The organism is Limnobaculum eriocheiris, assembly GCF_021010575.1.
Taxonomy (GTDB): domain Bacteria; phylum Pseudomonadota; class Gammaproteobacteria; order Enterobacterales; family Enterobacteriaceae; genus Limnobaculum; species Limnobaculum eriocheiris.
This window is the reverse complement of sequence record NZ_JAJNAG010000011.1, coordinates 33,288-57,294: the sequence shown is the minus strand read 5'-3', so window position 1 is coordinate 57,294 and position 24,007 is coordinate 33,288. Positions and strand designations below refer to the sequence as shown.

General features: G+C 45.1%; 23 protein-coding genes and 2 pseudogenes. 9 read left to right on the top strand and 16 right to left on the bottom strand.

Annotation, left to right across the window (positions count from 1 at the left end; genetic code table 11):
- Positions 1-241 precede the first annotated feature (241 nt).
- Positions 242-505: a GrxA family glutaredoxin gene (locus tag LPW36_RS07225; protein WP_108899566.1), complete on the top strand. Its 264-nt coding sequence runs from the start codon at positions 242-244 to the stop codon at positions 503-505.
- Between the two features lie 77 nt (positions 506-582).
- On the opposite strand, the gene ruvB is transcribed toward LPW36_RS07225, so the two are convergent.
- The 7 genes from ruvB to LPW36_RS07190 form a co-directional block, all read right to left on the bottom strand.
- Positions 583-1,599: a Holliday junction branch migration DNA helicase RuvB gene (gene ruvB / locus LPW36_RS07220; protein ID WP_230608827.1), complete on the bottom strand. Its 1,017-nt coding sequence runs from the start codon at positions 1,597-1,599 to the stop codon at positions 583-585.
- Between the two features lie 17 nt (positions 1,600-1,616).
- Positions 1,617-2,228 carry a Holliday junction branch migration protein RuvA gene (gene ruvA / locus LPW36_RS07215; RefSeq protein WP_230608826.1) on the bottom strand — a complete coding sequence of 204 codons (612 nt, stop codon included), beginning with the start codon at positions 2,226-2,228 and terminating at the stop codon, positions 1,617-1,619.
- Positions 2,229-2,404: 176 nt separating this feature from the next.
- A complete protein-coding gene (gene ruvC, locus LPW36_RS07210; protein WP_230608825.1) occupies positions 2,405-2,929 on the bottom strand; it encodes a crossover junction endodeoxyribonuclease RuvC in 525 nt (174 codons plus the stop codon).
- Positions 2,929-3,672 (bottom strand): YebC/PmpR family DNA-binding transcriptional regulator, encoded by a 744-nt coding sequence (locus LPW36_RS07205; RefSeq protein WP_230608824.1) that lies wholly within the window; start codon positions 3,670-3,672, stop codon positions 2,929-2,931. Before LPW36_RS07205 ends, ruvC begins: the two co-directional genes overlap by 1 nt.
- Positions 3,673-3,703: 31 nt before the next feature.
- Positions 3,704-4,147 carry a dihydroneopterin triphosphate diphosphatase gene (gene nudB, locus LPW36_RS07200; RefSeq protein WP_230608823.1) on the bottom strand — a complete coding sequence of 148 codons (444 nt, stop codon included), beginning with the start codon at positions 4,145-4,147 and terminating at the stop codon, positions 3,704-3,706.
- A gap of 1 nt (position 4,148) precedes the next feature.
- Positions 4,149-5,921: an aspartate--tRNA ligase gene (gene aspS / locus LPW36_RS07195; RefSeq protein ID WP_230608822.1), complete on the bottom strand. Its 1,773-nt coding sequence runs from the start codon at positions 5,919-5,921 to the stop codon at positions 4,149-4,151.
- 14 nt (positions 5,922-5,935) lie between these two features.
- Positions 5,936-6,196 (bottom strand): FmdB family zinc ribbon protein, encoded by a 261-nt coding sequence (locus LPW36_RS07190; protein ID WP_218465647.1) that lies wholly within the window; start codon positions 6,194-6,196, stop codon positions 5,936-5,938.
- Between the two features lie 421 nt (positions 6,197-6,617).
- Between LPW36_RS07190 and LPW36_RS07185 the strand changes: the two genes are divergently transcribed.
- From LPW36_RS07185 to cmoB, 3 genes are all read left to right on the top strand, one after another.
- A complete protein-coding gene (locus tag LPW36_RS07185) occupies positions 6,618-7,013 on the top strand; it encodes an MAPEG family protein (protein ID WP_230608821.1) in 396 nt (131 codons plus the stop codon).
- Positions 7,014-7,144: 131 nt separating this feature from the next.
- Positions 7,145-7,888 carry a carboxy-S-adenosyl-L-methionine synthase CmoA gene (gene cmoA / locus LPW36_RS07180; RefSeq protein ID WP_230608861.1) on the top strand — a complete coding sequence of 248 codons (744 nt, stop codon included), beginning with the start codon at positions 7,145-7,147 and terminating at the stop codon, positions 7,886-7,888.
- Complete coding sequence (gene cmoB / locus LPW36_RS07175; RefSeq protein ID WP_230608820.1) at positions 7,885-8,856, top strand: tRNA 5-methoxyuridine(34)/uridine 5-oxyacetic acid(34) synthase CmoB; 972 nt, start codon at positions 7,885-7,887, stop codon at positions 8,854-8,856. The genes cmoA and cmoB overlap by 4 nt, the downstream gene beginning before the upstream one ends.
- A gap of 37 nt (positions 8,857-8,893) precedes the next feature.
- Here cmoB and cutC read toward each other — a convergent pair whose 3' ends face one another.
- A complete protein-coding gene (gene cutC, locus LPW36_RS07170) occupies positions 8,894-9,658 on the bottom strand; it encodes a copper homeostasis protein CutC (protein ID WP_230608819.1) in 765 nt (254 codons plus the stop codon).
- Between the two features lie 113 nt (positions 9,659-9,771).
- On the opposite strand from cutC, the gene LPW36_RS07165 reads away from it, so the two are divergent.
- Positions 9,772-10,926 carry a MalY/PatB family protein gene (locus LPW36_RS07165; protein ID WP_230608818.1) on the top strand — a complete coding sequence of 385 codons (1,155 nt, stop codon included), beginning with the start codon at positions 9,772-9,774 and terminating at the stop codon, positions 10,924-10,926.
- Between the two features lie 57 nt (positions 10,927-10,983).
- Here the strand turns inward: LPW36_RS07165 and LPW36_RS07160 are convergent, their stop codons facing one another.
- Positions 10,984-11,544, bottom strand: a complete 561-nt coding sequence (locus tag LPW36_RS07160; protein ID WP_230608817.1) for a VOC family protein — start codon at positions 11,542-11,544, stop codon at positions 10,984-10,986.
- Positions 11,545-11,698: 154 nt separating this feature from the next.
- Between LPW36_RS07160 and LPW36_RS07155 the strand changes: the two genes are divergently transcribed.
- Positions 11,699-12,451, top strand: coding sequence for an IclR family transcriptional regulator (locus tag LPW36_RS07155; protein WP_230608816.1), 753 nt, complete (start codon positions 11,699-11,701; stop codon positions 12,449-12,451).
- Between the two features lie 304 nt (positions 12,452-12,755).
- Positions 12,756-13,649: a dihydrodipicolinate synthase family protein gene (locus LPW36_RS07150; protein WP_230608815.1), complete on the top strand. Its 894-nt coding sequence runs from the start codon at positions 12,756-12,758 to the stop codon at positions 13,647-13,649.
- Positions 13,650-14,253: 604 nt separating this feature from the next.
- Here LPW36_RS07150 and LPW36_RS07145 read toward each other — a convergent pair.
- Positions 14,254-14,547 carry an IS1/IS1595 family N-terminal zinc-binding domain-containing protein gene (locus tag LPW36_RS07145; RefSeq protein WP_230608814.1) on the bottom strand — a complete coding sequence of 98 codons (294 nt, stop codon included), beginning with the start codon at positions 14,545-14,547 and terminating at the stop codon, positions 14,254-14,256.
- 1,034 nt (positions 14,548-15,581) lie between these two features.
- Between LPW36_RS07145 and LPW36_RS07140 the strand changes: the two are divergent.
- Positions 15,582-15,980: pseudogene (locus tag LPW36_RS07140) on the top strand (HlyD family secretion protein); the annotation flags it as partial.
- A gap of 99 nt (positions 15,981-16,079) precedes the next feature.
- Positions 16,080-18,145 (top strand): annotated as a pseudogene (locus LPW36_RS07135) (FUSC family protein).
- Here LPW36_RS07135 and LPW36_RS07130 read toward each other — a convergent pair.
- The 6 genes from LPW36_RS07130 to LPW36_RS07110 form a co-directional block, all read right to left on the bottom strand.
- Positions 18,041-19,336 carry an MFS transporter gene (locus LPW36_RS07130; protein WP_230608813.1) on the bottom strand — a complete coding sequence of 432 codons (1,296 nt, stop codon included), beginning with the start codon at positions 19,334-19,336 and terminating at the stop codon, positions 18,041-18,043. The pseudogene LPW36_RS07135 and the gene LPW36_RS07130 overlap by 105 nt on opposite strands.
- A gap of 84 nt (positions 19,337-19,420) precedes the next feature.
- A complete protein-coding gene (gene rhmD / locus LPW36_RS07125) occupies positions 19,421-20,626 on the bottom strand; it encodes an L-rhamnonate dehydratase (protein ID WP_230608812.1) in 1,206 nt (401 codons plus the stop codon).
- 17 nt (positions 20,627-20,643) lie between these two features.
- On the bottom strand, positions 20,644-21,546 hold the full coding sequence (locus tag LPW36_RS07120) for a dihydrodipicolinate synthase family protein (RefSeq protein ID WP_230608811.1): 903 nt from the start codon (positions 21,544-21,546) through the stop codon (positions 20,644-20,646).
- 15 nt (positions 21,547-21,561) lie between these two features.
- Positions 21,562-22,332, bottom strand: coding sequence for an IclR family transcriptional regulator (locus LPW36_RS07115; RefSeq protein WP_230608810.1), 771 nt, complete (start codon positions 22,330-22,332; stop codon positions 21,562-21,564).
- A 271-nt stretch (positions 22,333-22,603) separates the two neighbouring features.
- On the bottom strand, positions 22,604-22,789 hold the full coding sequence (locus LPW36_RS17965) for an autotransporter outer membrane beta-barrel domain-containing protein (RefSeq protein WP_420844738.1): 186 nt from the start codon (positions 22,787-22,789) through the stop codon (positions 22,604-22,606).
- Between the two features lie 37 nt (positions 22,790-22,826).
- On the bottom strand, positions 22,827-23,798 hold the full coding sequence (locus LPW36_RS07110) for a P1 family peptidase (protein WP_230608809.1): 972 nt from the start codon (positions 23,796-23,798) through the stop codon (positions 22,827-22,829).
- Positions 23,799-24,007 lie beyond the last annotated feature (209 nt).

Below are 24,007 nucleotides of genomic sequence, written 5' to 3'. Positions count from 1 at the left end.
TCCTAACATAAGCAACGCCTGTGACAGAAAGTGATTCCCTATTGTCCGGCCGCTATATATGTTTTTTTACACAAATTTTTCTTCATAAATTTATGTAGTTAGTGTCAGATAGGTAAAATTTATCAAACTGACAGGCAATTCCTGCTTTTTTTTACTGCCTGTGACGGGCATAGTAATGCAGTTTTTATCATATTGGCTAACGGCGAAAAGCCGAACATTTTAATAATTTTAAGGAGTATTCATGTTTGTTGTGATTTTTGGACGTCCTGGGTGTCCTTATTGTGTTCGTGCTAAAGAATTAGCAGAAAAGTTAAGTCAGGAACGCGATGATTTCAGCTATAACTACGTTGATATTCACGCAGAAGGTATCACTAAAGCCGACCTGGAGAAAACTGTCGGTAAACCAGTAGAAACCGTACCTCAAATCTTTATCGATCAGGTTCATATTGGTGGCTGCACCGATTTCGAAGCTTACGCAAAAGAAAACCTGAGCTTGTATCAATAATTATTAATAATACGTCTGACTTAATAAAAAACCGGAGCTATGTTCTCCGGTTTTTTCATCTCTATGGCTAATCTCAATTAACGCCGTTCGTCATCTCTGGTAATGCCAAAATGCTGATAGGCATGTTGAGTCGCCATTCGCCCTCTTGGTGTGCGTTGAATAAACCCCTGCTGAATCAGATAGGGTTCGATAACATCTTCGATGGTTTCCCGTTCTTCACCAATGGCTGCCGCAAGGTTATCCAATCCAACCGGGCCACCCATAAATTTATCAATAATGGCCAGTAGTAGCTTACGATCCATAAAATCGAAACCTTCTGCATCTACATCCAGCATATCCAACGCTCGGGTTGCCACATCACCATCAATAGCACCATTCGCCCTAACCTCAGCAAAATCACGTACCCGACGCAGCAGTCGGTTAGCGATACGCGGGGTTCCTCGTGCACGACGGGCTATTTGATTTGCCCCTTCCTGTGACAGGTTAAGATCCATACACTGGGCGCTACGTGAAACGATAGACTCCAGATCGGCAACCTGATAAAACTCCAAACGCTGCACAATTCCGAAGCGATCGCGCAGTGGCGAGGTTAATGATCCTGCACGTGTCGTAGCCCCGACCAGAGTAAAGGGAGGTAAATCAATTTTGATAGAGCGTGCAGCCGGGCCTTCACCAATCATGATATCCAACTGATAGTCTTCCATCGCCGGGTACAGGATTTCCTCCACCACAGGCGAAAGGCGATGAATCTCATCAATAAACAGCACATCGTGAGGCTCAAGATTGGTTAACATTGCTGCCAAATCCCCTGCCTTTTCCAGAACGGGCCCGGAAGTGGTTCGCAGGTTTACCCCCATCTCATTGGCAACGATATTCGCCAATGTGGTCTTCCCCAAACCGGGAGGGCCAAAAATCAACAGATGGTCCAGCGCATCACCACGCAATCTGGCGGCCTGAATAAAGATTTCCATCTGCTCACGCACGTGAGGCTGCCCAACATACTCATTCAGCAGTTTGGGGCGCATCGCACGGTCAATGGGATCTTCTTCTTCAAACTGCGCTACGGGTGAAATCAAGCGATCGGCTTCAATCATGATTGTTCTCTTTCTACTTACAGTGCAGAACGCAATGCTTCACGGATCAGGGTTTCGCTATCAGCACCTGGCGTTATCACTTTGCTGACCAGTCTGCTGGCTTCCTGTGGTTTATACCCCAGAGAAACCAGTGCAGATACTGCTTCTGATTCCGCATCGTTATCCGCACTTTTCGACGGACTGAGCGGAGGTAAATCATTATTGTTGTTAAACAGATCGCCATTAAGTCCTTTAAAACGATCCTTCATTTCCACCACCAGACGTTCGGCAGTTTTCTTGCCGACCCCCGGCAATTTAACCAGTGTGCTAATTTGCTCCTGCTCAACCGCATGAACAAACTGCTGGGCTGACATACCCGAAAGAATCGCCAGTGCCAGTTTTGGCCCTACACCATTCACTTTAATCAATTCGCGAAACAGCGCCCGCTCCTGCTTATCGTTAAAACCATACAGTAATTGCGCATCTTCACGTACCACAAAATGGGTGAAGATAATGGCTTCCTGACCCCGATCGGGCAATTCATAAAAACAGCTCATTGGCATAAATACTTCATAACCAACGCCGTTCACCTCAAGCAGAACTTCAGGGGGCTGTTTTTCCAGAATAATTCCACGTAAACGACCAATCACGACTCGGGCTCCTTATGGCTTACACAGGGCAGATACTGAAGATAAAGTTTCTCTTAAGTGAGCTGCCGCTCAATATCTCTATTTATACACGTATTACAAACAAAAGCTGGATAAATATCCAGCTTTTGTTTTATTTATTTGATCGCCGCATCACCTGGCTTTAGCGTTTCACGCAATTATTCCCCGACCCGACCACGGGCTAGCATTAATCTGGCGTTACCTATGCGAATAGTATTTTGGCTCAGGTGACAGTGGGTAATAGCAATTGCCAGCGCATCAGCAGCATCCGCCTGTGGGTTAGCGGCCAGTTTAAGTAAGGTTTTCACCATATGCTGTACCTGTGTTTTTTCTGCCGCACCGTGCCCTACTACCGTTTGCTTAACCTGACGGGCAGCATATTCAAACACCGGTAAATCTGCATTAACCGCCGCAACAATGGCAGCACCGCGCGCCTGCCCCAGTTTTAATGCTGAGTCCGCATTGCGGGCCATAAATACTTGTTCAATGGCAAAAAAATCGGGTTGAAACTGGGTGATAATTTCACTGACGCCGGCATATACCAGCTTAAGACGGGTGGGAAGATCGTCGACAGCGGTGCGAATGCAACCGCTACCGAGATACTCTAACTTGCGCCCCTGCTGACGAATTACGCCGTAACCGGTAATTCGCGAGCCGGGGTCAATGCCAAGAATAATGGCCATTAAAGGGTTGCCGCAACCTCATCAGAGATTTCACCATTGTGGTAAACCTCTTGAACGTCGTCGGAATCTTCCAGCATATCAATCAGACGCAGCAGTTTTGGTGCAGTTTCTGCATCCAGCTCGGCCTTGGTTGATGGAATCAGGGAGACTTCTGCTGCAATGGCGACCAGACCGGCTGCATCCAGAGCATCCTTCACATCACCAAAGCTTTCCGGTGTGGTGAAGACATCAATAGCGCCATCATCATAAGTAACAACGTCATCGGCGCCTGCTTCTAATGCTGCGTCCATTACCGCATCCTCATCGGTACCTTCAGCGTAAGAAATAACGCCTTTCTTGGTAAACAGATAAGAAACCGAACCATCAGTACCCAGATTGCCACCAGTTTTAGTAAACGCATGGCGCACTTCAGATACGGTACGGTTACGGTTGTCACTCAAGCACTCAACCATAACGGCTGTACCACCAGGGCCATAACCTTCATAAATGATAGTTTCCATATCGTTATCATCATCGCCACCCACGCCGCGGGCAATGGCACGGTTTAAAGTATCCCGCGTCATATTGTTTGATAACGCTTTATCGATAGCAGCACGTAAACGCGGGTTCGATCCTGGGTCACCACCGCCTAATTTGGCAGCGGTTACCAGCTCACGAATGATTTTTGTAAAAATTTTACCGCGCTTTGCATCTTGTGCCGCTTTACGATGCTTGGTATTGGCCCATTTACTATGACCTGCCATAAAAAATCTCCAGTCGAAAGCCGGTTAAGGCTTAATGAGAAATAACAAATTCTTCAATCGCCTGCCGGTTGCTCCACGATTTTGTCAGTCGAGCCGCCTGCATTTTATCCAGCCATTGATAAGCATGATGCTCAGATAACGCGATCTCACGCTCTACGGGTAGTGCCAGACAAAACCAATGTTCCAGATTATGCAAAGTACCCGGCGCATAACGGTGGCGAAAATGTGTAAAAATTTCAAATTCAACGCTACGTTGGCAATCTTGCAGGGTCAGCTGTTCTGCCAGAATATCAATGCCAACTTCTTCTTTGACCTCACGTAGCGCCGTTTGCTCCGTAGACTCACCCGCTTCCAGACTACCAGTAACCGATTGCCAAAAACCAGGATCATCGTTACGTTGTAACATAAGTACCCGACCACTATCACGGCTGTAAATCACAACCAGCACAGATTCCGGGCGCTTAAACTGCTTCATATTACCTGTCTGACTTCTCTGTCACTACACTGATAGACAGCTCTTTTAGCGATGCCGGGTTAGCGTAGCTTGGTGCTTCAGTCATCAGACAGGACGCTGCCGTAGTTTTCGGGAAGGCAATAACGTCACGAATATTTTCAGTACCGGTTAACAACATCACTAAACGGTCCAGACCAAATGCAATACCCGCATGTGGCGGTGTACCATATTTTAGCGCATCCAGTAAGAAACCGAATTTTTCACGCTGTTCCTGTTCATTAATGCCCAGAATGCCGAATACCGCCTGTTGCATTTGGCCACTGTAGATACGAACCGAACCGCCGCCAACTTCATAACCATTCAGTACCATATCATAAGCATTCGCAATGGCTGATTCCGGATCGACAACCAACTGTTCTGGCGTCATCTCTTTTGGTGAAGTAAACGGATGGTGCATAGCGGTTAAGCCACCTTCGCCGTCATCTTCAAACATTGGGAAATCGATAACCCACAGCGGCGCCCAGCTGTTTTCATTAGTGATCTTCAGATCACGTCCTATTTTCAGTCGCAGCGCGCCCATAGCATCGGTCGCTACTTTAAAGCTGTCCGCACCAAATAGCAGAATATCGCCGTCTTTCGCCTGGGTACGTTCCAACATCGCTTCGATAATCTCAGCGGTAAGGAATTTAGCTACCGGACTCTGTACGCCATCCATTCCACCATGACGCTCATTAACCTTCATCCAGGCCAGACCTTTGGCACCATAAATAGAAACAAACTGAGTGTAGTCATCAATTTGTTTACGGGTCAGTTGTGCCCCACCCGGTACACAAAGCACGGCAACGCGACCTTTAGGATCGTTTGCCGGGCCAGAGAATACTTTGAAATCGACCTCTTTTAGCAAATCAGCCACGTCAACCAGCTCCATTGGGTTACGCAGGTCTGGTTTGTCAGAACCATAACGGCGCATCGCTTCCGCGAAAGTCATTCTTGGGAACTGGCCTAAATCAACGCCTTTTACTTCCGCCCACAGCTCGCGCACCATTTTTTCCATAATGGCGCGAACCTGTTCTGCGCTCATAAATGAGGTTTCTACGTCGATTTGGGTGAATTCTGGCTGGCGATCTGCACGTAAATCTTCATCGCGGAAACATTTCACGATTTGATAATAACGGTCAAAACCGGACATCATCAGCAATTGTTTAAACAGCTGAGGTGATTGAGGCAGCGCATAGAATTTGCCTTTATGTACCCGGCTTGGCACCAGATAGTCACGAGCACCTTCCGGCGTCGCTTTGGTCAACATCGGCGTTTCAATATCCAGAAAACCGTTGCCATCCATATAGCGGCGAACAAACGCAGTTATACGCGCACGCGCTTTCAAACGCTCAGCCATTTCCGGACGACGCAGGTCCAGATAGCGATATTTCAGACGCTGTTCTTCAGTATTGTTTTGATTAGAATCCAGCGGCAGTGGCTCTGAACGGTTAATGATATTCAGAGTGTGGGCAAAGATTTCTACACCACCGGTTGCCATATCTTTGTTGGCCTGGCTTTCAGGACGAGCGCGTACAGTTCCAACGATCTGGATGCAGTACTCATTACGTAACTCAGAGGCTTGCTCATATGCAGCTTTGCAATCAGGATCAAAAAACACCTGTACAATACCTTCGCGGTCACGCATATCGATAAATATTAAGCCACCTAAGTCGCGACGACGATTTACCCAGCCGCACAGGGTTACTTCTTGCCCAACGTGAGTGGTGTTGAGCTGTCCACAATAATGAGTACGCATAACGATCTATCCTTTTATTCAGCCAATGCTGCGCCCGGGCAATTCGCCTGACAGGCCCCAGCACAAGGGGTATCTGATGAAGTATTCTTACGGCTTTGCGGGGCTTCACTCGCATACCAGCCGGAACCTTTCAAATGAAAATTTCCGGGGGAGACCAATTTAACTAACGCTGATTCACCACACTCCGGGCATTCCACCAAAGGGGCATCAGCTAACTTCTGTAATTTATCCAGACGATGGTGGCAAATACCACACTCATATTCATAAATAGGCATAATGATAATTCTGAATACCGATCGTTTGTTATTTCATTCAATCAGGATAACGCTAAACTGCTAACGATAGCGTCACTCAAAAGGCAGTTATTATAAAGGAAATTATCACTGCCGATAAGAGCTACATCAGGTGACATCAACCAGATTCAAACTAATTTATGCTTAAACGAACAAAAAAACAGCACCCTGGTTTTTAAAATCTGATTATTTGCTATCTCACAAACCTGAATTGTGCCATTGCGTTATCCACAACTTTGTTAATTATTTCTCTGAAAATAATATTTGATAATAATCCGACTTTATCGTTATGTTTTTTATCTTATAAAATAGTAAGTAAGCTAAAGTTATTTCTTTATAGCGGAATTTTTTGTTATATCCGGTTATTATCCTGTTGCAAAAATTAATATCTGTGGGGTGATGAATGGTTAGCGCACTGTATGCTGTGCTGGGCGCACTACTATTATTTAAGCTGTCTCTGGATGTTGTAAAACTTCGCACTCAATATCGTGTTCCTTTTGGGGATGGCGGCTTTTATGAGTTGCAGATGGCGGTTCGTATTCATGGCAATGCTGTGGAATATATTCCTATTGCACTCATTTTAATGGTGATTATGGAAATGAACGGGGCCAATGTCTGGCTGGTTCATGTTAGCGGGATTATGTTGTTCGCCGGCCGCCTGAGTCACTATTATGCTTTACGCCATCGCGACTGGTTTTGGCGTCGTTCGGGTATGGCTGCCACCTATATATCTATGGTTATGATGGTTTGTGCCAACATCTATTATTTACCCTGGGAACAAATTCTGATTCTGTACTAATTCGTTATCATAAAAATACGGGAATAGCCGTTACTACGACCATTGGTTATTTGCCGTTGGGTTTACAGACATTCCACCACTGCTCTGATAAACTGTGCCTCTTATTCATTGTTCTGACGCTTTCTATTGCTATGCCAAACCGCGATACCTTATTTGCTGCCCCAATAAATAAACTGGGTGACTGGACTTTCGACGAACAGGTCGCCGAAGTGTTCCCGGATATGATTCAACGCTCTGTTCCCGGTTACTCCAATATTATTTCGATGATTGGGATGCTGGCTGAACGCTTTGTCCGTCCCCATACTCGCATCTATGATTTGGGCTGTTCGCTTGGCGCAGCAACCTTATCGGTCAGACGTAATATTAAAGTTGATGGTTGCCATATTATTGCTGTTGATAACTCACCGGCAATGGTCGAACGCTGCCGCCGTCATATTGATGCATTTCGTGCAGCCACGCCGGTAGAAGTTATTGAAGCTGACATTCGTGATGTTGAAATTCAGGATGCCTCTATGGTGGTGCTGAATTTTACCCTACAGTTTCTTGAACCCGATGACCGCCAGCGGTTACTGAATAAAATCTATCAGGGGATGCTGCCCGGCGGTATTTTGGTGTTATCGGAAAAATTTAGTTTTGAAGACCAGCAAATTGGCGAATTACTGTTTGATATGCACCACGATTTTAAACGAGCCAATGGCTATAGCGAGTTGGAAATCAGCCAAAAACGCAGCATGCTGGAAAACGTAATGCGTACCGATAGTGTGGAAGCCCACAAAACTCGTCTGCATCAGGCGGGCTTCAACCATGCAGAAACCTGGTTTCAATGTTTTAACTTCGGATCATTGATTGCAGTAAAAGAGGACGCTAATTCATGATTGAGTTTGGTGATTTTTACCGTCTGATCGCTAAAGGCCCTCTCAGCCACTGGTTAGAAACGCTACCGGCACAAATTGCTGCCTGGCAAAAAGGGTCCCATCACGGGCAATTCAAGCAGTGGTTTAACGCGGTTGAGTATCTACCTACCATTAAACCCGAGCCGTTGGATTTATTGCACAGCGTTACCGCAAATACCACTCCCGGCCTGAGTGAAGGTCAGCAGTTAGGCATATTGACCCATTTGAAAGCCTTGATGCCATGGCGCAAAGGGCCGTTCAATTTATATGGGATCCATATTGATACCGAATGGCGCTCAGACTGGAAATGGGAGCGTGTTGTTCCTCATATTTCATCGTTAGCCGGTCGTACCGTATTGGACGTGGGTTGCGGTAGTGGTTATCACATGTGGCGCATGATTGGCGCGGGTGCGCATTTAGCCGTTGGTATTGACCCTACTCAACTATTTTTATGTCAGTTTGAAGCAGTACGTAAACTGTTAGGCGGCGACCAGCGGGCACACTTGCTGCCATTAGGTATTGAGCAATTACCAGAACTGAAAGCTTTTGATACTGTCTTCTCTATGGGTGTGCTCTACCATCGCCGCTCCCCTCTGGACCATCTGTATCAGCTAAAAAACCAGTTAGTTTCAGGCGGTGAGTTGGTTCTGGAAACCATTGTCATTGAGGGGGATGAACATCAGGTGTTAGTACCGGGAGATCGCTATGCTCAAATGCGTAATGTCTATTTTATTCCATCGGCTGCGGCACTGGTTAACTGGCTGGAAAAATGTGGCTTTGTTGATATTCGCATTGTTGATGTTTGCCCGACGACCCTTGAAGAACAGCGTAAAACAGAGTGGATGACCAGCGACTCTTTAGCTGAATTTCTTGACCCGCAAGATCACAGAAAAACCATTGAGGGATACCCTGCGCCAGTCAGGGCCGTTATAGTAGCAAAAAGATCATAACGGAACTCCCTGCCCGGCTGGGGGTTTCCTGAAAAGGTTATCCTGACTGCTGACGAAACCGCACCACGTTAGGAGCAAAAACCTCCTTCATTGCCGCCACCATATCACTATCAACCTGAAACTGAGCAAACTCATCGGCTTCGCTATCGGTATTCATATTCACTCCTGCCTTACGATAACGCATACAGGAGGGGATGGTCTGACAGGCAGAGGTATGGATCTCCTGAACGCCCACTTCGATAAACTTATGAATATTCGTCAGGCTAATCCCACCGCCGGGCATAATGACAGGTCGTTGACTTTGCTGAATTAAGGTACGGATTAAAGGCAATCCAACTTCAGCAGTTTGCTGTTGGCCTGACGTCAGAATACGGTCTACTCCCAGATCCGTCAGTTGGCTTAATGCCAATAACGGATTAGCACACATATCAAACGCCCGATGAAAAGTAATAGACATTCCTGCCGATTGACGGAGGATTTGTTGCATACGTTCAACGTCAATATGGCCATCTTCCGTCAGGATCCCAATGACTATCCCGGGGAAACCAAGGTCACGGATCTGGTCAATATCACGTTTAATTATGGCAAATTCACTTTCGCTATAACAAAAATCACCTCCTCTTGGACGCACAATCGGATGAACCGGAATAGAAATTTGATGAGAAACCAGGTCAAGCATACCGATACTCGGCGTAATTCCCCCTTCTTGCTTGCCTGCACAAAGTTCTATGCGATCCGCGCCAGCGCGTTCGGCCTTTATGGCACAATCGGCGCTATAACAACACACCTCCAGTTTTGACATCTTTCCCCCTAAATCAAGTAAAAATAAAACAATTCTTGAGCAAGAGAACACATCTGGCGTAGTCTACACTTTACTGAATGACACCTAATCAAAGGCACACTAAAGGTTTTATTATGGCATCTAATTTTGATCTGTATGTGGAGCGGCATCACACCGATAGTGATAAGTGGCACAAATATGAAGATAAAGAGATTATTCCCCTGTGGGTGGCGGACAGCGACTTTAAATCTCCTCCTGCAGTGATTGAGGCCCTGCAAAAACGTGTAGCCCATGGAGTCTTTGGTTATGGCTACCCTTCTCCTGAGCTGGTTGACGTGTTCATTCAGCGTATGAAACAACGCTATCAATGGGATGTTAAGTCAGAGTGGCTGGTTTTTCTTCCGGGCCTGGTGTGTGGATTAAACTTATGCGTTCGGGCATTAACCACGCCAGAACAGGGAACTATTGCCCCCCATCCAATTTATCCTCCCTTTATGAAATCTGCACGCTTTGCCAATCGCAATCAGGTTTCTGCACCGGTTAAGCTACAAAACAAGCGCTGGGTGTTAGATCTGGAGGCAACGGAGAATCAACTCTCCGGTTCTGAAAAACTATTGCTGTTATGCAATCCTCAGAACCCGGGGGGAACCGTTTATCGTCGTCATGAATTAGCCGCTCAACTCGATTTCGCCCAACGACATAATTTGATTGTCTGTTCCGATGAAATTCACTGCGATCTGCTGTTGGATGAAGGATTAGAACATATTCCTTTCGCCTCTCTCAACGAAGATGCGGCTCAACGTTCTGTGACATTAATGTCGCCGTCCAAAACTTTTAATATTGCCGGATTAGGGGCATCAATTGCCGTTATTCCAAATGCAGCATTACGACATCGCTTTACCGAAGCGCGGGCGGGCATTGTTCCCAGCGTCGATATTCTGGCTTATGTTGCCGCAACGGCTGCTTATCAGGGTGGCGATCAATGGCTCGAGGAACAGTTACTTTACCTGCGCGGTAACCGCGATCTGGTCATGGAAAAGATCAATGCCATCCCCGGACTAAAACTGATGCCCGTTGAGGCCACCTATCTGGCCTGGATTGATGCATCAGGACTAGCCGTAAGCAACCCTCATACCTTCTTTGAGCAAGCTGGTGTTGGGTTATCGCCTGGCAGCGACTTTGGTAATCCAAACTTTGTTCGTCTGAATTTTGGCTGTCAGCGAGCACTATTGGAACAAGCGCTAACGCGTATGGCGAATGCCGTAGCAACCTTACCCGCTTTAGCCTGACAGATTACGGCCATCATCAAATCAGATAGTGGTCCGTTTTTTCTTTACCTCCAACATTTAGCTTTCGCTTCTGACAACATCCTGAATACTATATGGATGAAACTTAATGGTTATACCATTATCTGTTATCGCCAGCGTTGGATTGGGTAATCTTTCCCCTTCTCCGGTCGGATTGCTGAATTTTAGTTTTAACTGCGGCATTAACAAAATATCGTCAGAGAATAGAGCCAGCGCCGTTTGATGGAAGTTTTCCGCAACGCCAGGCACCACCCACTCAACATGCTCCCAGCCCTCTTGCGGATAAAGCTTATCTCCCGGATAGGGTAACTCAATGCAATCAATCAACCACTGACCAACCTGTAAAGGTTCATACAGATTAAACAAACAGATAGGACGACCATTAATCATTTTCTCTGACATCAGTTCGCCGCACTGCATTAGCCCCTGACGCCAGCGTTCCGCCGTGGCTTTCTGAAAACAGCGAACTGAAATATGATCCGCATAATAAGTTCCCAGTGACAGCTCCAACCGAATGAGCAGCTGTTGTAACTTATCAACAAATGCCGGTAAGCTCTGATGTAAATCATTAAGCTCTGCAATATCCTTCAATGATGCCACTTCTGTTTCCACCTTTGGTATGCTAATTACACTGACTATTATTCATAATAACTTTGTTCAGGTAAAACCGGAGTTACTGATAGTGAGTATTTTGAGTTTGCCCCATTTTTACTTTACACTGCGATTTACTATCTGACCCCAGGCCCAAAGCTTTATGCAAGAGATTACGACCAAAACACCGGCCATAGATAAAACGACCCGCATTTTAAAGTATGTCTCTGCTCAAGGCAGCGTGACTTTTAGTCAAATTCATCAAAATCTGGATTTGGCCCAAAGCTCAACGGCTACATTACTCAATAGTCTGGTAGCCCATGGCTTTCTGCGTCAGGAAAAGAATCGCTATTATTTAGGCCTGACGCTATTTGAATTAGGCATTCGTGCAATTGAAAGCTTTGATATTCGGGAACTGGCTATTGCACCCATGACTTTCCTGCGGGATAGCACCGGTTTAGCCTGTCACTTAGGCGTTCTGGATAATACTTCTGCAATTTATCTGGCAAAAATTGAAAGCCCTGGTGCAATCGTGGTACGAAGCTGGTTGGGAAAGCGCCTGTCATTACACAGTTCCAGCCTGGGAAAATGCCTGTTGGCCTGGTTACCTGAAGCCGAGATCGATCGGCTGTTGCCAGAAGAAGTATTAGAAGTAAAAACCAAAACCACCATCACCACCCGTAGCGCATTTAAAGCGGAACTGGCTACAGTTCGCCGACAAGGCTGGGCATTTGACAATGAAGAAGATTATGACGGGGTAAGTTGCATCTCTGCCCCGGTATTTGATAGGAATAATAAGGCCATTGCGGCAATTAGTATGTCTGGCGTTAGCTTTCAGGTTCCGGAAGAGAAAATCCCGGAGTTTGTTGAATTAGTAAAAACCGCAGCAAACATGTTGTCGGAATCCATTCGTTAATTAATTCCTTCGATTAACCGCAGAGAGCTCTCTGCGGGTTCATCATTCAATTCTGTGATCTGTCTCTGTCTATTGTCGTTTTGTGGCTTTAACAACGGTTTTATCTTCGCTATATTTACGACTCTTATATATGAGATTATTGCTCCCACATACGAGAGTTAAGTTAAAGCTGTAGCAAATACCCGTGATGACCGCATTCCAGCTATAAGCGATCAGAACAAGCATCCGGGTCCGATAATGTCATTAATGATTTGGTGGCATGGTGCCCGGGAAATTATGTTGTGAATCATCAGAGGAATAAGAGATGAGTAATAAAGCCCTGTTTTCCGGTGCCTGGTGCCCTTCTGTCATACCATTTAAAACCAGCGGTGAAATTGATTACCATGCACTGCAACAGCATTTTGATCGTCTGGCGGCATCAGGAACTGATGGAATCTTACTGATGGGGACCATTGGCGAGTTTGTCACTATGAGCCTCAGTGAACGTGAAGTATTACTGAAAAAAGCCCGTAAAATGACAAAGCTTCCTATGATCGCTCATGTATCAACAACTTGCGTTAACGATATGGTAAATCTGGCCGACATTGCTTACGCGGAAGGTTATGAAGCCGTTATGGCACTACCGCATTACTATTATGCCCAAACGCCAAAACAGCTTTATGAATATTTTATCGATCTGAATAATCGATTTAAAGGAAAGTGGTTAATTTATAATTTCCCGGCCCGCACCGGTTGTGATGTAGATGCAGCATTGGTGTTAAAATTAGCTAAAGAGTGTCCGAATTTTGTCGGGATTAAAGATACAGTGGACTGCTCTTCCCATACGCGTCTGATTGTTCGTGCGATGGCGCCGGTACGCAAAGATTTCTCTATATTTGCCGGTTATGATGAATATTTTGTACCCAATCTGATGAATGGTGGTGCTGGCGTGCTTTCTGGTTTAAATAATGTAGTGCCAGAGCTATTTACTAAAATTAAAACAGCTTATCAGGCTAATGATCTCGCAGAAGTTGCGGCTCTGCATGAAGAAATAGGCCGACTATCAGGTATCTATGCGATCGGCGACGATTTCGTTACCACCATCAAAACTACCGTTGCCAGAAAATATAAATATCTTGAACCCATTTCCCGTAACTATGGCGGCAAGCTTAATACTGAGCAATTAGCTGCTGTTGATATGTTATTTGATATCAAATAACCACTACCCTACCTGCACCAGCCCCATGATTTATGTGGGGTTTTTTTATTGTTCTTATATAATAGCTCTACAACATACACCGGATAAAGTTAACACCCATACCCTTTCCAACCCTCAATACAGGGTTCTTTATAGCAAAAGTTATCCGCAACTTAACAAGCCAAATAAGTTAGTGCTAAAAAAATAATCAAAATAGAAATGTACTAATAGACCTATTAAGTTAAACGGTATTTTATACTGCTTCGTACCGGACTTCTTCTACATCAGTTACATTATTCTTTTAACTATCAAGGTGAAAACATGCTTTATTATCATGATTAATCACGATGGTATTTCAATCAGACTAAGCCAATCAGGCCGTTACCAGACCGGATAATTTTATAGAAACAAAGGCAGGAGAGTTGAATGGTGTTGGATGGCTAATGATAAGGTCAGTAAACGGGAAGAGTTCCACTCTCCTCTTCCCGTCAAGTGTGCCCGCCCTCAGGCTGAACTAAGATCCGGTAATATGATGTGAATAGTCATTTCAATACCTTTTAGTAAGATGCAGAAATCAAACATTCCATCACAGGTCTAAGCAAGTCACTCTGTTTTCGTCTTTTGCTTATGCCCCAATCTTTTCTTCTTCTTCCAGCGTAATCAGGTAAATATGGCGGTCAATAATTCCCTGACTGACCCCTAATACCTGACTGATTTCTACCCGGCTCTTCCCTTCATCAAGTAAAGCCTTAACCTGACGTAAAATGTTAGTTTCATTTCCCAGATATATATATCGAACCTGAAATGTTCTTTTACAGGACGTACAATAATAGCGCTGCACTCCGGAGCGCGCTAATCCATGCTTACGGATGCTGTCTATCTTACTGCAGTGGTGACAAACAGGCAGATTTTCCTTCATCTTACTTCTCCTCATATACTTCTGATAAAATGAACATATAACAAACCACCACATGTCCTTTCTGCATCATAAAGATCCGAAACGTTCACCATTCCATATTGGATTTCAGTTATCGTTCTCTTTGACCGTTATGTTGAAACAAAAACATTCAGCCTTTTATTATGTTTACTACATTATTCACATTGTGAATTCTGTTCCATCCCGGCTAAGACACTCTTATCCCCGGGTAGAAATCGGGAGTGAGCAGTAACCATCCCGATAACCATTCAAATCTTCAGCGTTCGATATGTAATCTCAAATCTAAAACTCGAACCTCAAAATATTCAACATGTTATTGGTAAATAAGTCGATCCACTTCATCATTATTTCAAAATCCGGCTCAACCCTAAAAGGGTAATAACAAATCGGTAGAAATCAGAAAAAACACATATTATTAACTTGCTTAATTCATTCACTTTAATGGCATATCAAATATATTAATAATCGGTATTAAAAAATCATATCATTAATAATTAAATACCTTTATGATTATTGAGAATAATATCTTTAACCACTCTATTACAAATCGTTAATTCCTAACATAACAACCGCTTTGATAGCAAACGACTATCGATAACGTTTTTTTTATCGTTACAATTTTCCAAACATCATTATAACCAGCTGTTTATATTAACAAAGTTAAGTGTTAACTATTGTGATTTTTGCCGGATAAATAAGGGTGAAAAATACATTATTGATAGTACTAAATTAATTTTAAATCGCTATTTTTATCAAATATACGGCGGGGAATTATAGGGTAATAATAATAGACTAATAATATACACTACCAAATTGTTGCTTATAAGACATACAGAAATAATTAATTACTATCCGTTTACTTGAGTTTAATTTAAGTTAACCAACACCTCCATACTACACATCCTATTTATAAGCAGATGCAATAAGCTACAATTAAGATCTATTTATCCGGTTAACACCGTCCAAAAAACATCATTCTCTTTCATAGTGTTTGATAAGTATGGTGATACTATAATATCTATGCCCCTACGGATGGTTATCTGACCAATTTACAAATTCGTCCTGGTAGTTATGCGACAGCAGGCACTCCTTTGGTAGCCCTGGTCGATATTCACTCTTTTTATGTGATGGGTTATTTCGAAGAGACCAAACTAAGCCGTATTAAGCCCGGATATGCAGCCAACATTACACTTTATAACGGTAATATCCCTTTTAGTGGTGAAGTTGAGAGCATTGGTCGGGCTATTTCTGACCAAAGCGTCGATGGTGATGTGGATATGTTGATGAACGTTAAACCTAACGTTCCCTGGGTTCGTCTTGCTCAACGAGTACCTGTCAGAATAAAACTTACTAAAGTTCCTGAAAACGTTTTACTCATCGCCGGAACCACTTGCTCTGTATCCATTCATCAATAGGCAAATGGTGTGAATATTTCCTGGCTTGAATGGAAAAACACCCCCTGGGGAAAAGCAACTCAAGCACAATGGTGCTATGCCTTACGTAACGCTATAGCTATGTGTCTGGCCCTTGGTGTTGCTTTTTTACTTGATTTAGATGCACCTTATTGGGCGATGACGTCCGCCGCTGTTGTTAGTTTCCCTACTATTGGCGGTGTTATCAGCAAAAGTATTGGCCGTATTCTGGGCAGCTTGCTGGGTGCTCTGGCTTCCATGCTGATTGCCGGCACATGTCTGAACGATCCCTGGTTGTTTACTTTTGCAATTGCCGGATGGTTATCGCTGTGCACCTATATTTCTAACCACTACCAGAATAATGTCTCTTATGCTTTTGCGCTGGCGGGCTATACCGCCGCCATTATCACCTTCTCCCTGACGGACAGTACCGATTCTCTACAGGTTTTTGATACCACTCAGGCCCGGGTATGTGAGGTGGTCACCGGCATTATCTGCGGTGCAGTGATGATGATGATTTTGCCCAGCACTTCCGATGGTTCCACTCTGCTTGATTCCCTAAAGAAAATGCACCACCGACTACTGGAACATGCTGAAAGCTTATGGCAGGCGGAAATCACACCTCAAATACGAACATCCCATGAAGGCATCATCAGTCAAATTCTGACCATGAACGTGTTGAGAATTCAGGCTGTATGGAGCCATTATCGCCTGCGTCGACGTAATAATATTCTTAACTATATGCTGCACCAGCAATTACGTCTTACCAGTGTGATTGCCGGTATTCGTCGTCTGATGATCAACTGGCCGGGCAGGCCTGAAAACCTGCCTGAAGTTTTGCATCGTTTGCTCATTGAGCTGGGCAAGCCAGACACTAATAAGTATCGTCTGAGTAAGATTTTACAAGAGATCTATCCAACGGATGAAAACGATTTTCGCCACCGCACGGTCTGGCTGCGGTTGCGTCACTTTTGTTGGCTCCATTTAGAGTCCAGCCGTTGGTTACTTCGTCTGGAAGTTTCCACGCCGGATAGCGCTCTGCAACCACCTAAAGTCAGAAGTATCGCTCAACATACCGACTCTACCGAAGCCGCATATAACGCATTAAGAACGTTTTTATGTATCCTGATCGGCTGCGCCTATTGGATAAATACCCAATGGGATGCCGGCGCTTCTGCATTAACACTATCAGCTGTGTGCTCTATTCTGCCACACCCTCGCCCATCAATAGTGTTATGACGCTGATTAAGGCCATCGTACTACTTTCCATCGCCTGTTTTATGGTTAAGTTTGGCCTGATAATTCAAATCGATGACTTCTGGGTATTCTGTGCTTTTTTGCTACCGATATTACTCACCATGCAAATGCTAAAATTACAGTACCCTCGCTATGCTTCACTTTGGGGACAGTTAATTGTTTTTATGGGATCCTTTTTGACCATCACTAACCCACCTGATTACGACTTTAGCAGTTATATTAATGATGACTTTGGCAAGCTGGCTGGCGTTATTCTTGCCGGAGCCGCCTTCCAAATATTACGACCAAGTTCCGATAAAGTGAAAAGCCGCCGGATTATCCGTGCATTGCGCCGTGATTTTATGGGGCAGCTAAGTCAAAAGCCTTCTCAAACTGAAAGCTATTTTGAGTCAATGGTTTATCATCGCATCAGCCAGTTAACTCAAAGTAAAGATGAACAGATTCGCATTTGGGTATTACGCTGGGGAGTTGTTTTGCTTAACTGTAGTCATGTTGTATGGCAACTGCGTGAATGGGAAACCCGTTCAGATCCGCTCGTCGTGGTAAGAGAAGTCTGCATTCGCTGCTTAAAAGGCATTATGACGGAAAAAGGCGTTCAACAACGCTCGCTGGAAGTGGCGTTGGAAGAATTATTAAAGATGAGTAACGTTCTTTCCCGTCATCATGACGCTTCAGCCAGAGAGTTGACCGGTTTGATTTGGCGTCTTTACTGTTCTCTGTCTCAACTACAGCAGGCCAGCAACGGTATGCCGGGAACTCCGCCAGAACAGATTAAACCAGCCTGTTTTTATTACAACATAAAAGTATTACTTAACTTCAGCAACAACCCCTGTCGGGACTTCTGCCACCTTATCCTTTTTCAGCGCCATAATAACGATAGCACCGACAATAGTCAGAACCGCCAGTGTTAACAGGCCCGCCATTGAGTTATTCATTACCGTTTCGGCTTTGACCCGAATTAACGGCGCCAGGAAGCCACCTATGGCACCAAACATATTAACGAACCCGATACCAGCGGCCAGTGCTACCCCGGATAACATACTGGTTGGCATAGTCCAGTATACCGGCTGAACTGCAATAAAGCCTGCCGCAGCAAAGCACAGTGCGATTATTGCCACAACCGGAGAGGCAAATGCAGACACCGCGATGCCAATACCGGCAACGGCCAGCGTCAGTGCCGCCAGATTGCGACGGTTTCCGGTTCTGTCTGAATAACGAGGAATATAGTAAGTTCCAAACATCGCAGCAATCCATGGAATAGCTGCCACCATTGAAGCCTTAAAGCCTACGGTAGTTCCCATCAGTGCTGCTACCTGAGTTGGCAGAAAGAAAATCAAACCGTATACGCTAATCTGAATCAGCATATAGATAATGGCCAGATGCCACACTTGCACATTCTTAACTGCATCCATCAGCCTTGACGTTTGTTTTTTCGACTCTTCACTGGATATTTGATTGATTAACGCTTTTTTCTCCTCAGCAGTTAAAAAACGCGCCTTTTCCAAATTGTCGTCCAGATACCAGAAGGTCCAGAAGCCTGCCATAACGGCCAGAGCGCCTTCAATCATAAACATCCAGAACCAGCCCGGATGCCCGGCAAAACCATGCATTTCCAATAGTGCACCAGACAGCGGTGAACCTAATGTTAATGCCAATGGTGCCCCCATATAGAACAGCCCCATCACGCTGGCACGGGTACGCTGTGGAAACCATTGGGAGGTCAGATAGATCATTCCCGGAAAGAAACCTGCTTCAGCCGCCCCTAATAGGGTACGCACCGTCAGGAATTTCCATTCGGTATCACAAAAAGCCATAGCTGAAGATAAAACGCCCCAGCATAGCGTAGTCACACCGATCCATTTTCTGGCACCAAATTTTTTCATTAACAGATTGGCAGGTGCCCCCAGACAGGCATAAGCAATAAAGAAGATACCGGCGCCCAGCGCATAAGCTTCATTACTTAAGCCGGTATCCAATTGATAAGACTGCTTGGCAAATCCAATATTGGCGCGATCCAGAAAGGCCAGAATATATAGCGTCAGCATAAAGGGAATCAGACGCCACCTTGTTTTAGTTACAGCCGTGTTGAGAACCGTAGTCATGACTAGATCCTTAATGATATGTAGTTTGATATTGCCTGCCGTCTAACAGGCAGGCTTATTATTTAATTAACGGCTAATCAAATATTAGTGTGTGTAAGGGCGAGTTAATTTACACGCCGGATTCAGCTCAACACCAAAACCTGGTTTATCCAGTACTGATTTATGCATCCGTCCGTTAACCGGTACCGGTTCATTCAGCAGAATCGGGTCAAACTGTGGACGCATGGTTGAGCAGTCCGGACTGGTCATCAGGAACTCACTAAACGGCGTATTGGTAAATGTGATTACCGCATGATGCGAATAAACAGAAGAACCATGTGGAACCACCAGTTGACCGCGCGATTTAGCAATAGCCGCAATTTCTAACAGTGTGGTTAAGCCGCCGCACCAGCCAACGTCTGGTTGCATGATATCGATGCCGGTTTCCGACAGGGTTCGGAACGACTGTAATGTACCGTGATGTTCACCGGAGGTAACTAACATTCCCGGAGGAGCGTTACGCTTCAGCTCCGCATACCCTTCATACTGCTGTGGAGGCAAGCACTCTTCAATCCACTTCAGGTTGTATGGTGCACAGGCATGGGCCAGCTTAGTGGCGTAGTTCACATCCTGGCTCATCCAGCAGTCCAGCATCAGCCAGAAATCAGGGCCGCATTTCTCACGCATATCGGCAACCATCGCGGCATCTTTGCGAATACCGGCATCGCCATCATGCGGTCCCCAATGGGTTGGCATTTTACCCCCAATGAATCCCAGACCTTTCGCCAGATCGGGACAAGCTCCCGTTGCATAGAACTGGATCTCATCACGCACCGCACCGCCCAGAAGTTTGTATACCGGCAGATCGACCACTTTCCCGAACAGATCCCATAACGCCAGATCGACACAGGAAATGGTATTCATTACCAGACCACCAGAGCCTGAATAGTACATCGTGGCGTTCATCATTTGATCGTTAATCAGCTTGATATCCGACACACATTTGCCTTCAATAAAGCGGTTCAGATGCTTTTCTACAATAAAGCACCCCATTTCACCGCCGGTGGAAATGGCAAAGCCTTTCACGCCGTTTTCAGCTTCGACTTCTACAATCAGTGTTCCCAGCACGTTAATCCCAAATGACTGACGGGATTGCTCATACTGCTTATATTTACTCATTGGTGTCGCAATATGATCGTCAATCCAGTGCTTGTCTTCCTGGTCATGATAATCCGCACCGCCAGACCCCTTATCTGCGGTCGCTCCACCCATAAAATAGGCTCTAACCTGTTTGATTTTAGGTAAGTTCATGGTTATCCTCTGTTTCGCTAGTTGGCAATATTTAGAAGTTGTTGCAGGGCTTTCTCTAGTTTATTTTTTATTGAGTTAGCCTTTTCTTTTACCGAGTCAACCTGTGGGAATGGTGTTTCCCCCATGTTGAACCCTCTTATTTCCATTCCCAGTTTGTAACCCAGCGGGAATGGTAATGAAGACAGCATCATCATTACGGGCAGAGCAGCCATTTGTAACTGATGAGCCTGTTGATCTTTTCCTTCCATGGTCAGGCGATAAATTTTCACCATAACTTCAGGTAATACCCCTGCCGTTGCCGTCATACAGCCTTTACCACCCGCTTTCAGCGATGGATAAAGAAACTCTTCACGACCGGTCAGCACATTAAACTGTGGATTCACATCAGCACAAAGGGAAAGTATCTGCATAAACTCAACGGCGTTACCACCCGAGTCTTTAATGCCTACCACATTTGGTAACTGCGCCAGCTCGGCAACCATTGCAGGTGTAATGGCATCGGCAAAGAATGGGATGTTATACAGACATACCGGCAGCGGTGTGCTTTCAATAATCTGTTTCATCGTGGCAACAATCACCTCTGAAGAGTGACGATAAAAAACCGGTGGCATTAAAACCAGACCCGCAGCACCCTTTTCTTTGGCAAATTTCCCCAGTGCAATACTTTCCTGCGCTGTACTGGCAGGTATACCGCACCATACCGGAACCCGCCCGGCGGCCTGGTCAATAACCGTCTCCATCAGCGCGCACTTTTGTTCAAACGACATCAGGCCTGATTCTCCAACCGAGCTCACCGGGAATAATCCGGTCAATCCCGCTTCGATTTGAAAATCAACAATCTTTCTGAGCTCTGCTAAATCAGGTACCCCATTTTTCCATGGCGTCAGCATCGCGCTATAAATACCAGAAGGTCGAATCATGACTATTTTTGCTCCTTACTTGTGACTATGGCCCAGCTCTTTGGAAATCAGTTCTGCTGCATGCATTACCCTTTCCGCTAACATCTGCAAATTGTTTTCATTAACTTGCAAAGTGGTTCCTACCGCTGAAATCGCGGCAATAATTTTGTTGGATGAATCAAATATCGGAGCAGAAATACACTGGATATTCAGCAGATCTTCCTGATTATCGAAGCTCCAGCCACGCTGTCGAATCAGGGCCAGTTCATTCACCAGCGCTTCCTCAGAAGTCAGGGTGTAAGGTGTAACTACCTTAAATTCAATGGCGGAAATTAATGCTTTTTGCCGCTCGACACTTATCCAGGCTAACAGGCATTTGCCCAACGCAGAGCTATATAGCGAAAGCCTTTTTCCTTCCCATGAACGTACCTGAATGGTGCTTTTAGAGTCGACTTTCAGCAAATAGATAGGGTCGTTATCATCCAGAATACCTAAATGGCAAACTAATCCGGTCTCCAGCATTAGCTGGGTGAGATAATCTTTAGCGATACGGCGCAGGTCCAATTGTTCCACAGAGCGACTGCCCAGCTCCATTAGCTTCAGCCCTAAGCGCAGAGAGCCATCTTCACTTTGCGCCAGCAGCCGAAGATTTCTCAGCTCATCAATCATTAAATAGAGCGAACTTTTCGGCAGGGAGAGACTGGTAGCAATATCCGTCACCGAGCAGTGACCATTTTCTGCAACAAAGTTGAGAATATCGATAGCTCTGGTCAGGGCAGGGACTTTCGACCTTTTGTCAATTTCCATTATATTGGAACTCATTCTTTTATATTAGACTTCATATTTAACATGTCTAACCGGGCAAACAATAGCCAAGTTGTCAATTTGTGATACTCATCTCACGGCATATTATTTATCCAACTTTCTTACATTAATTATTCCAATATGATGGAAAAAATCAGCCAATAATGAATGGAATACAATGGGTTGGAAAACATGAACAGGGTAATAACAGAATGGATTTTGGTTTACGGAGGACAAAAAAAGCAGCGAATAAATCGCTGCCTGTTATACAAAGTCAATAATGATTAAAAGCTAAAGCGATAACCACCATTAATCTGGTGCTGGTTAAACTTATTACCGCTGGCACTATCCAAATCCAGATAAAAAATATTATGCGCGAATATTTTGCCACACCATCAACATATAATCCTGATGGTGCCATATAGCTGGTATAGCCCCCCATATGACTTGACTCTACCATCCAATAAATTCATTAATTATCTCTTCCCTGATGGTTATTATTCTTCATTAAAATCCCGCCATGCCGGAACACCCTGCGCCCCTTCAGCGGCTTTCACGCCATTTATCACGGCTCTGGCAACCACTTCAGCGGCTAAAGTACCTAACAGATTCATCGAAACATCAATACCGCCAGTAGCCAGAGCAAACAAAGTATCACCATCACTCATGGTATGAACCGGATAGATAGTTCGCGCCAGTCCGTCATGACTCATTTGGGCAATTTTGGTCATTTGAGTTTTATTCATATTGGCATTACAGGCAACCACACCAATCGTGGTGTTGGTGCCTACTGGTCCTGGGTCTGTCACATTTTGCAACATCAAAGAAAGCATATCCTGAATTCGCCCCTGACCATCATGACTGCCGGCAAGAACACGCTGTGTTTCAGGATCTCTGATTTCACCAACCGCATTGACCACCACCATGGCACCAACCACCAGTCCATTTGGCAGTGTTATTGACGCGCTCCCTAAACCCCCTTTCATCCGCCATCGATCGCCAGCCAATTTTCCCACTGTTGCGCCAGTACCCGCACCAATGTTGCCGTCAGAAAATCTGCTTTTGCTGGCGTTCTGCGCTGCCAGATACCCCATCGTCGCATCAGGACGAACTTTAGCATCACCAAAAGAGAGATCGAAGATAACGGCCGCGGGCACTATGGGAACCACACCAACCCCTACATCAAAACCAATATTCTGCTCCTCCAGATACTTCATGACCCCGCTTGCTGCATCCAGACCATAGGCGCTACCGCCCGTGAGCAACAAACCATGTATTTTATCCACCGCGTTAACTGCACTCAGTAAGTCGGTTTCTCGAGTACCGGGAGCTGCGCCCCGAACATCTACGCCACACACGGCAGGATGCTCCATAATGATCACACTGCATCCTGTCATCGCAGTCATATTATGCCGATGACCCACTTTTATTCCGGGCACATTAATAATGGAACCATTAATATTAAACATAGATATCTCTTTGCTGACGACGACACAGTATTGGCATGCCCTGGAGGGCTACTTAGTCTTCTCCGATGAAGAAAAATATAGTTATACTCTCAAACTGCAACACATTCTCTGTTCAGATGAAATATTTTCAACCTCTTTATGATAAATAACCAACACACCATTAGTTTTTCACAGGTAAACTATCGCTCTTCTTCATATCAAGATATGGA

Excerpts from the sequence above, each read along its gene's own strand:
- LPW36_RS07225 (WP_108899566.1), top strand. The coding sequence starts at position 242 with ATGTTTGTTGTGATTTTTGGACGTCCTGGGTGTCCTTATTGTGTTCGT.
- ruvB (WP_230608827.1), bottom strand. The coding sequence starts at position 1,599 with ATGATTGAAGCCGATCGCTTGATTTCACCCGTAGCGCAGTTTGAAGAA.
- ruvC (WP_230608825.1), bottom strand. The coding sequence starts at position 2,929 with ATGGCCATTATTCTTGGCATTGACCCCGGCTCGCGAATTACCGGTTAC.
- LPW36_RS07205 (WP_230608824.1), bottom strand. The coding sequence starts at position 3,672 with ATGGCAGGTCATAGTAAATGGGCCAATACCAAGCATCGTAAAGCGGCA.
- nudB (WP_230608823.1), bottom strand. The coding sequence starts at position 4,147 with ATGAAGCAGTTTAAGCGCCCGGAATCTGTGCTGGTTGTGATTTACAGC.
- aspS (WP_230608822.1), bottom strand. The coding sequence starts at position 5,921 with ATGCGTACTCATTATTGTGGACAGCTCAACACCACTCACGTTGGGCAA.
- LPW36_RS07190 (WP_218465647.1), bottom strand. The coding sequence starts at position 6,196 with ATGCCTATTTATGAATATGAGTGTGGTATTTGCCACCATCGTCTGGAT.
- LPW36_RS07185 (WP_230608821.1), top strand. The coding sequence starts at position 6,618 with ATGGTTAGCGCACTGTATGCTGTGCTGGGCGCACTACTATTATTTAAG.
- cmoA (WP_230608861.1), top strand. The coding sequence starts at position 7,145 with ATGCCAAACCGCGATACCTTATTTGCTGCCCCAATAAATAAACTGGGT.
- cmoB (WP_230608820.1), top strand. The coding sequence starts at position 7,885 with ATGATTGAGTTTGGTGATTTTTACCGTCTGATCGCTAAAGGCCCTCTC.
- cutC (WP_230608819.1), bottom strand. The coding sequence starts at position 9,658 with ATGTCAAAACTGGAGGTGTGTTGTTATAGCGCCGATTGTGCCATAAAG.
- LPW36_RS07165 (WP_230608818.1), top strand. The coding sequence starts at position 9,772 with ATGGCATCTAATTTTGATCTGTATGTGGAGCGGCATCACACCGATAGT.
- LPW36_RS07155 (WP_230608816.1), top strand. The coding sequence starts at position 11,699 with ATGCAAGAGATTACGACCAAAACACCGGCCATAGATAAAACGACCCGC.
- LPW36_RS07150 (WP_230608815.1), top strand. The coding sequence starts at position 12,756 with ATGAGTAATAAAGCCCTGTTTTCCGGTGCCTGGTGCCCTTCTGTCATA.
- LPW36_RS07145 (WP_230608814.1), bottom strand. The coding sequence starts at position 14,547 with ATGAAGGAAAATCTGCCTGTTTGTCACCACTGCAGTAAGATAGACAGC.
- LPW36_RS07130 (WP_230608813.1), bottom strand. The coding sequence starts at position 19,336 with ATGACTACGGTTCTCAACACGGCTGTAACTAAAACAAGGTGGCGTCTG.
- rhmD (WP_230608812.1), bottom strand. The coding sequence starts at position 20,626 with ATGAACTTACCTAAAATCAAACAGGTTAGAGCCTATTTTATGGGTGGA.
- LPW36_RS07120 (WP_230608811.1), bottom strand. The coding sequence starts at position 21,546 with ATGATTCGACCTTCTGGTATTTATAGCGCGATGCTGACGCCATGGAAA.
- LPW36_RS07115 (WP_230608810.1), bottom strand. The coding sequence starts at position 22,332 with ATGGAAATTGACAAAAGGTCGAAAGTCCCTGCCCTGACCAGAGCTATC.
- LPW36_RS17965 (WP_420844738.1), bottom strand. The coding sequence starts at position 22,789 with ATGGTAGAGTCAAGTCATATGGGGGGCTATACCAGCTATATGGCACCA.
- LPW36_RS07110 (WP_230608809.1), bottom strand. The coding sequence starts at position 23,798 with ATGTTTAATATTAATGGTTCCATTATTAATGTGCCCGGAATAAAAGTG.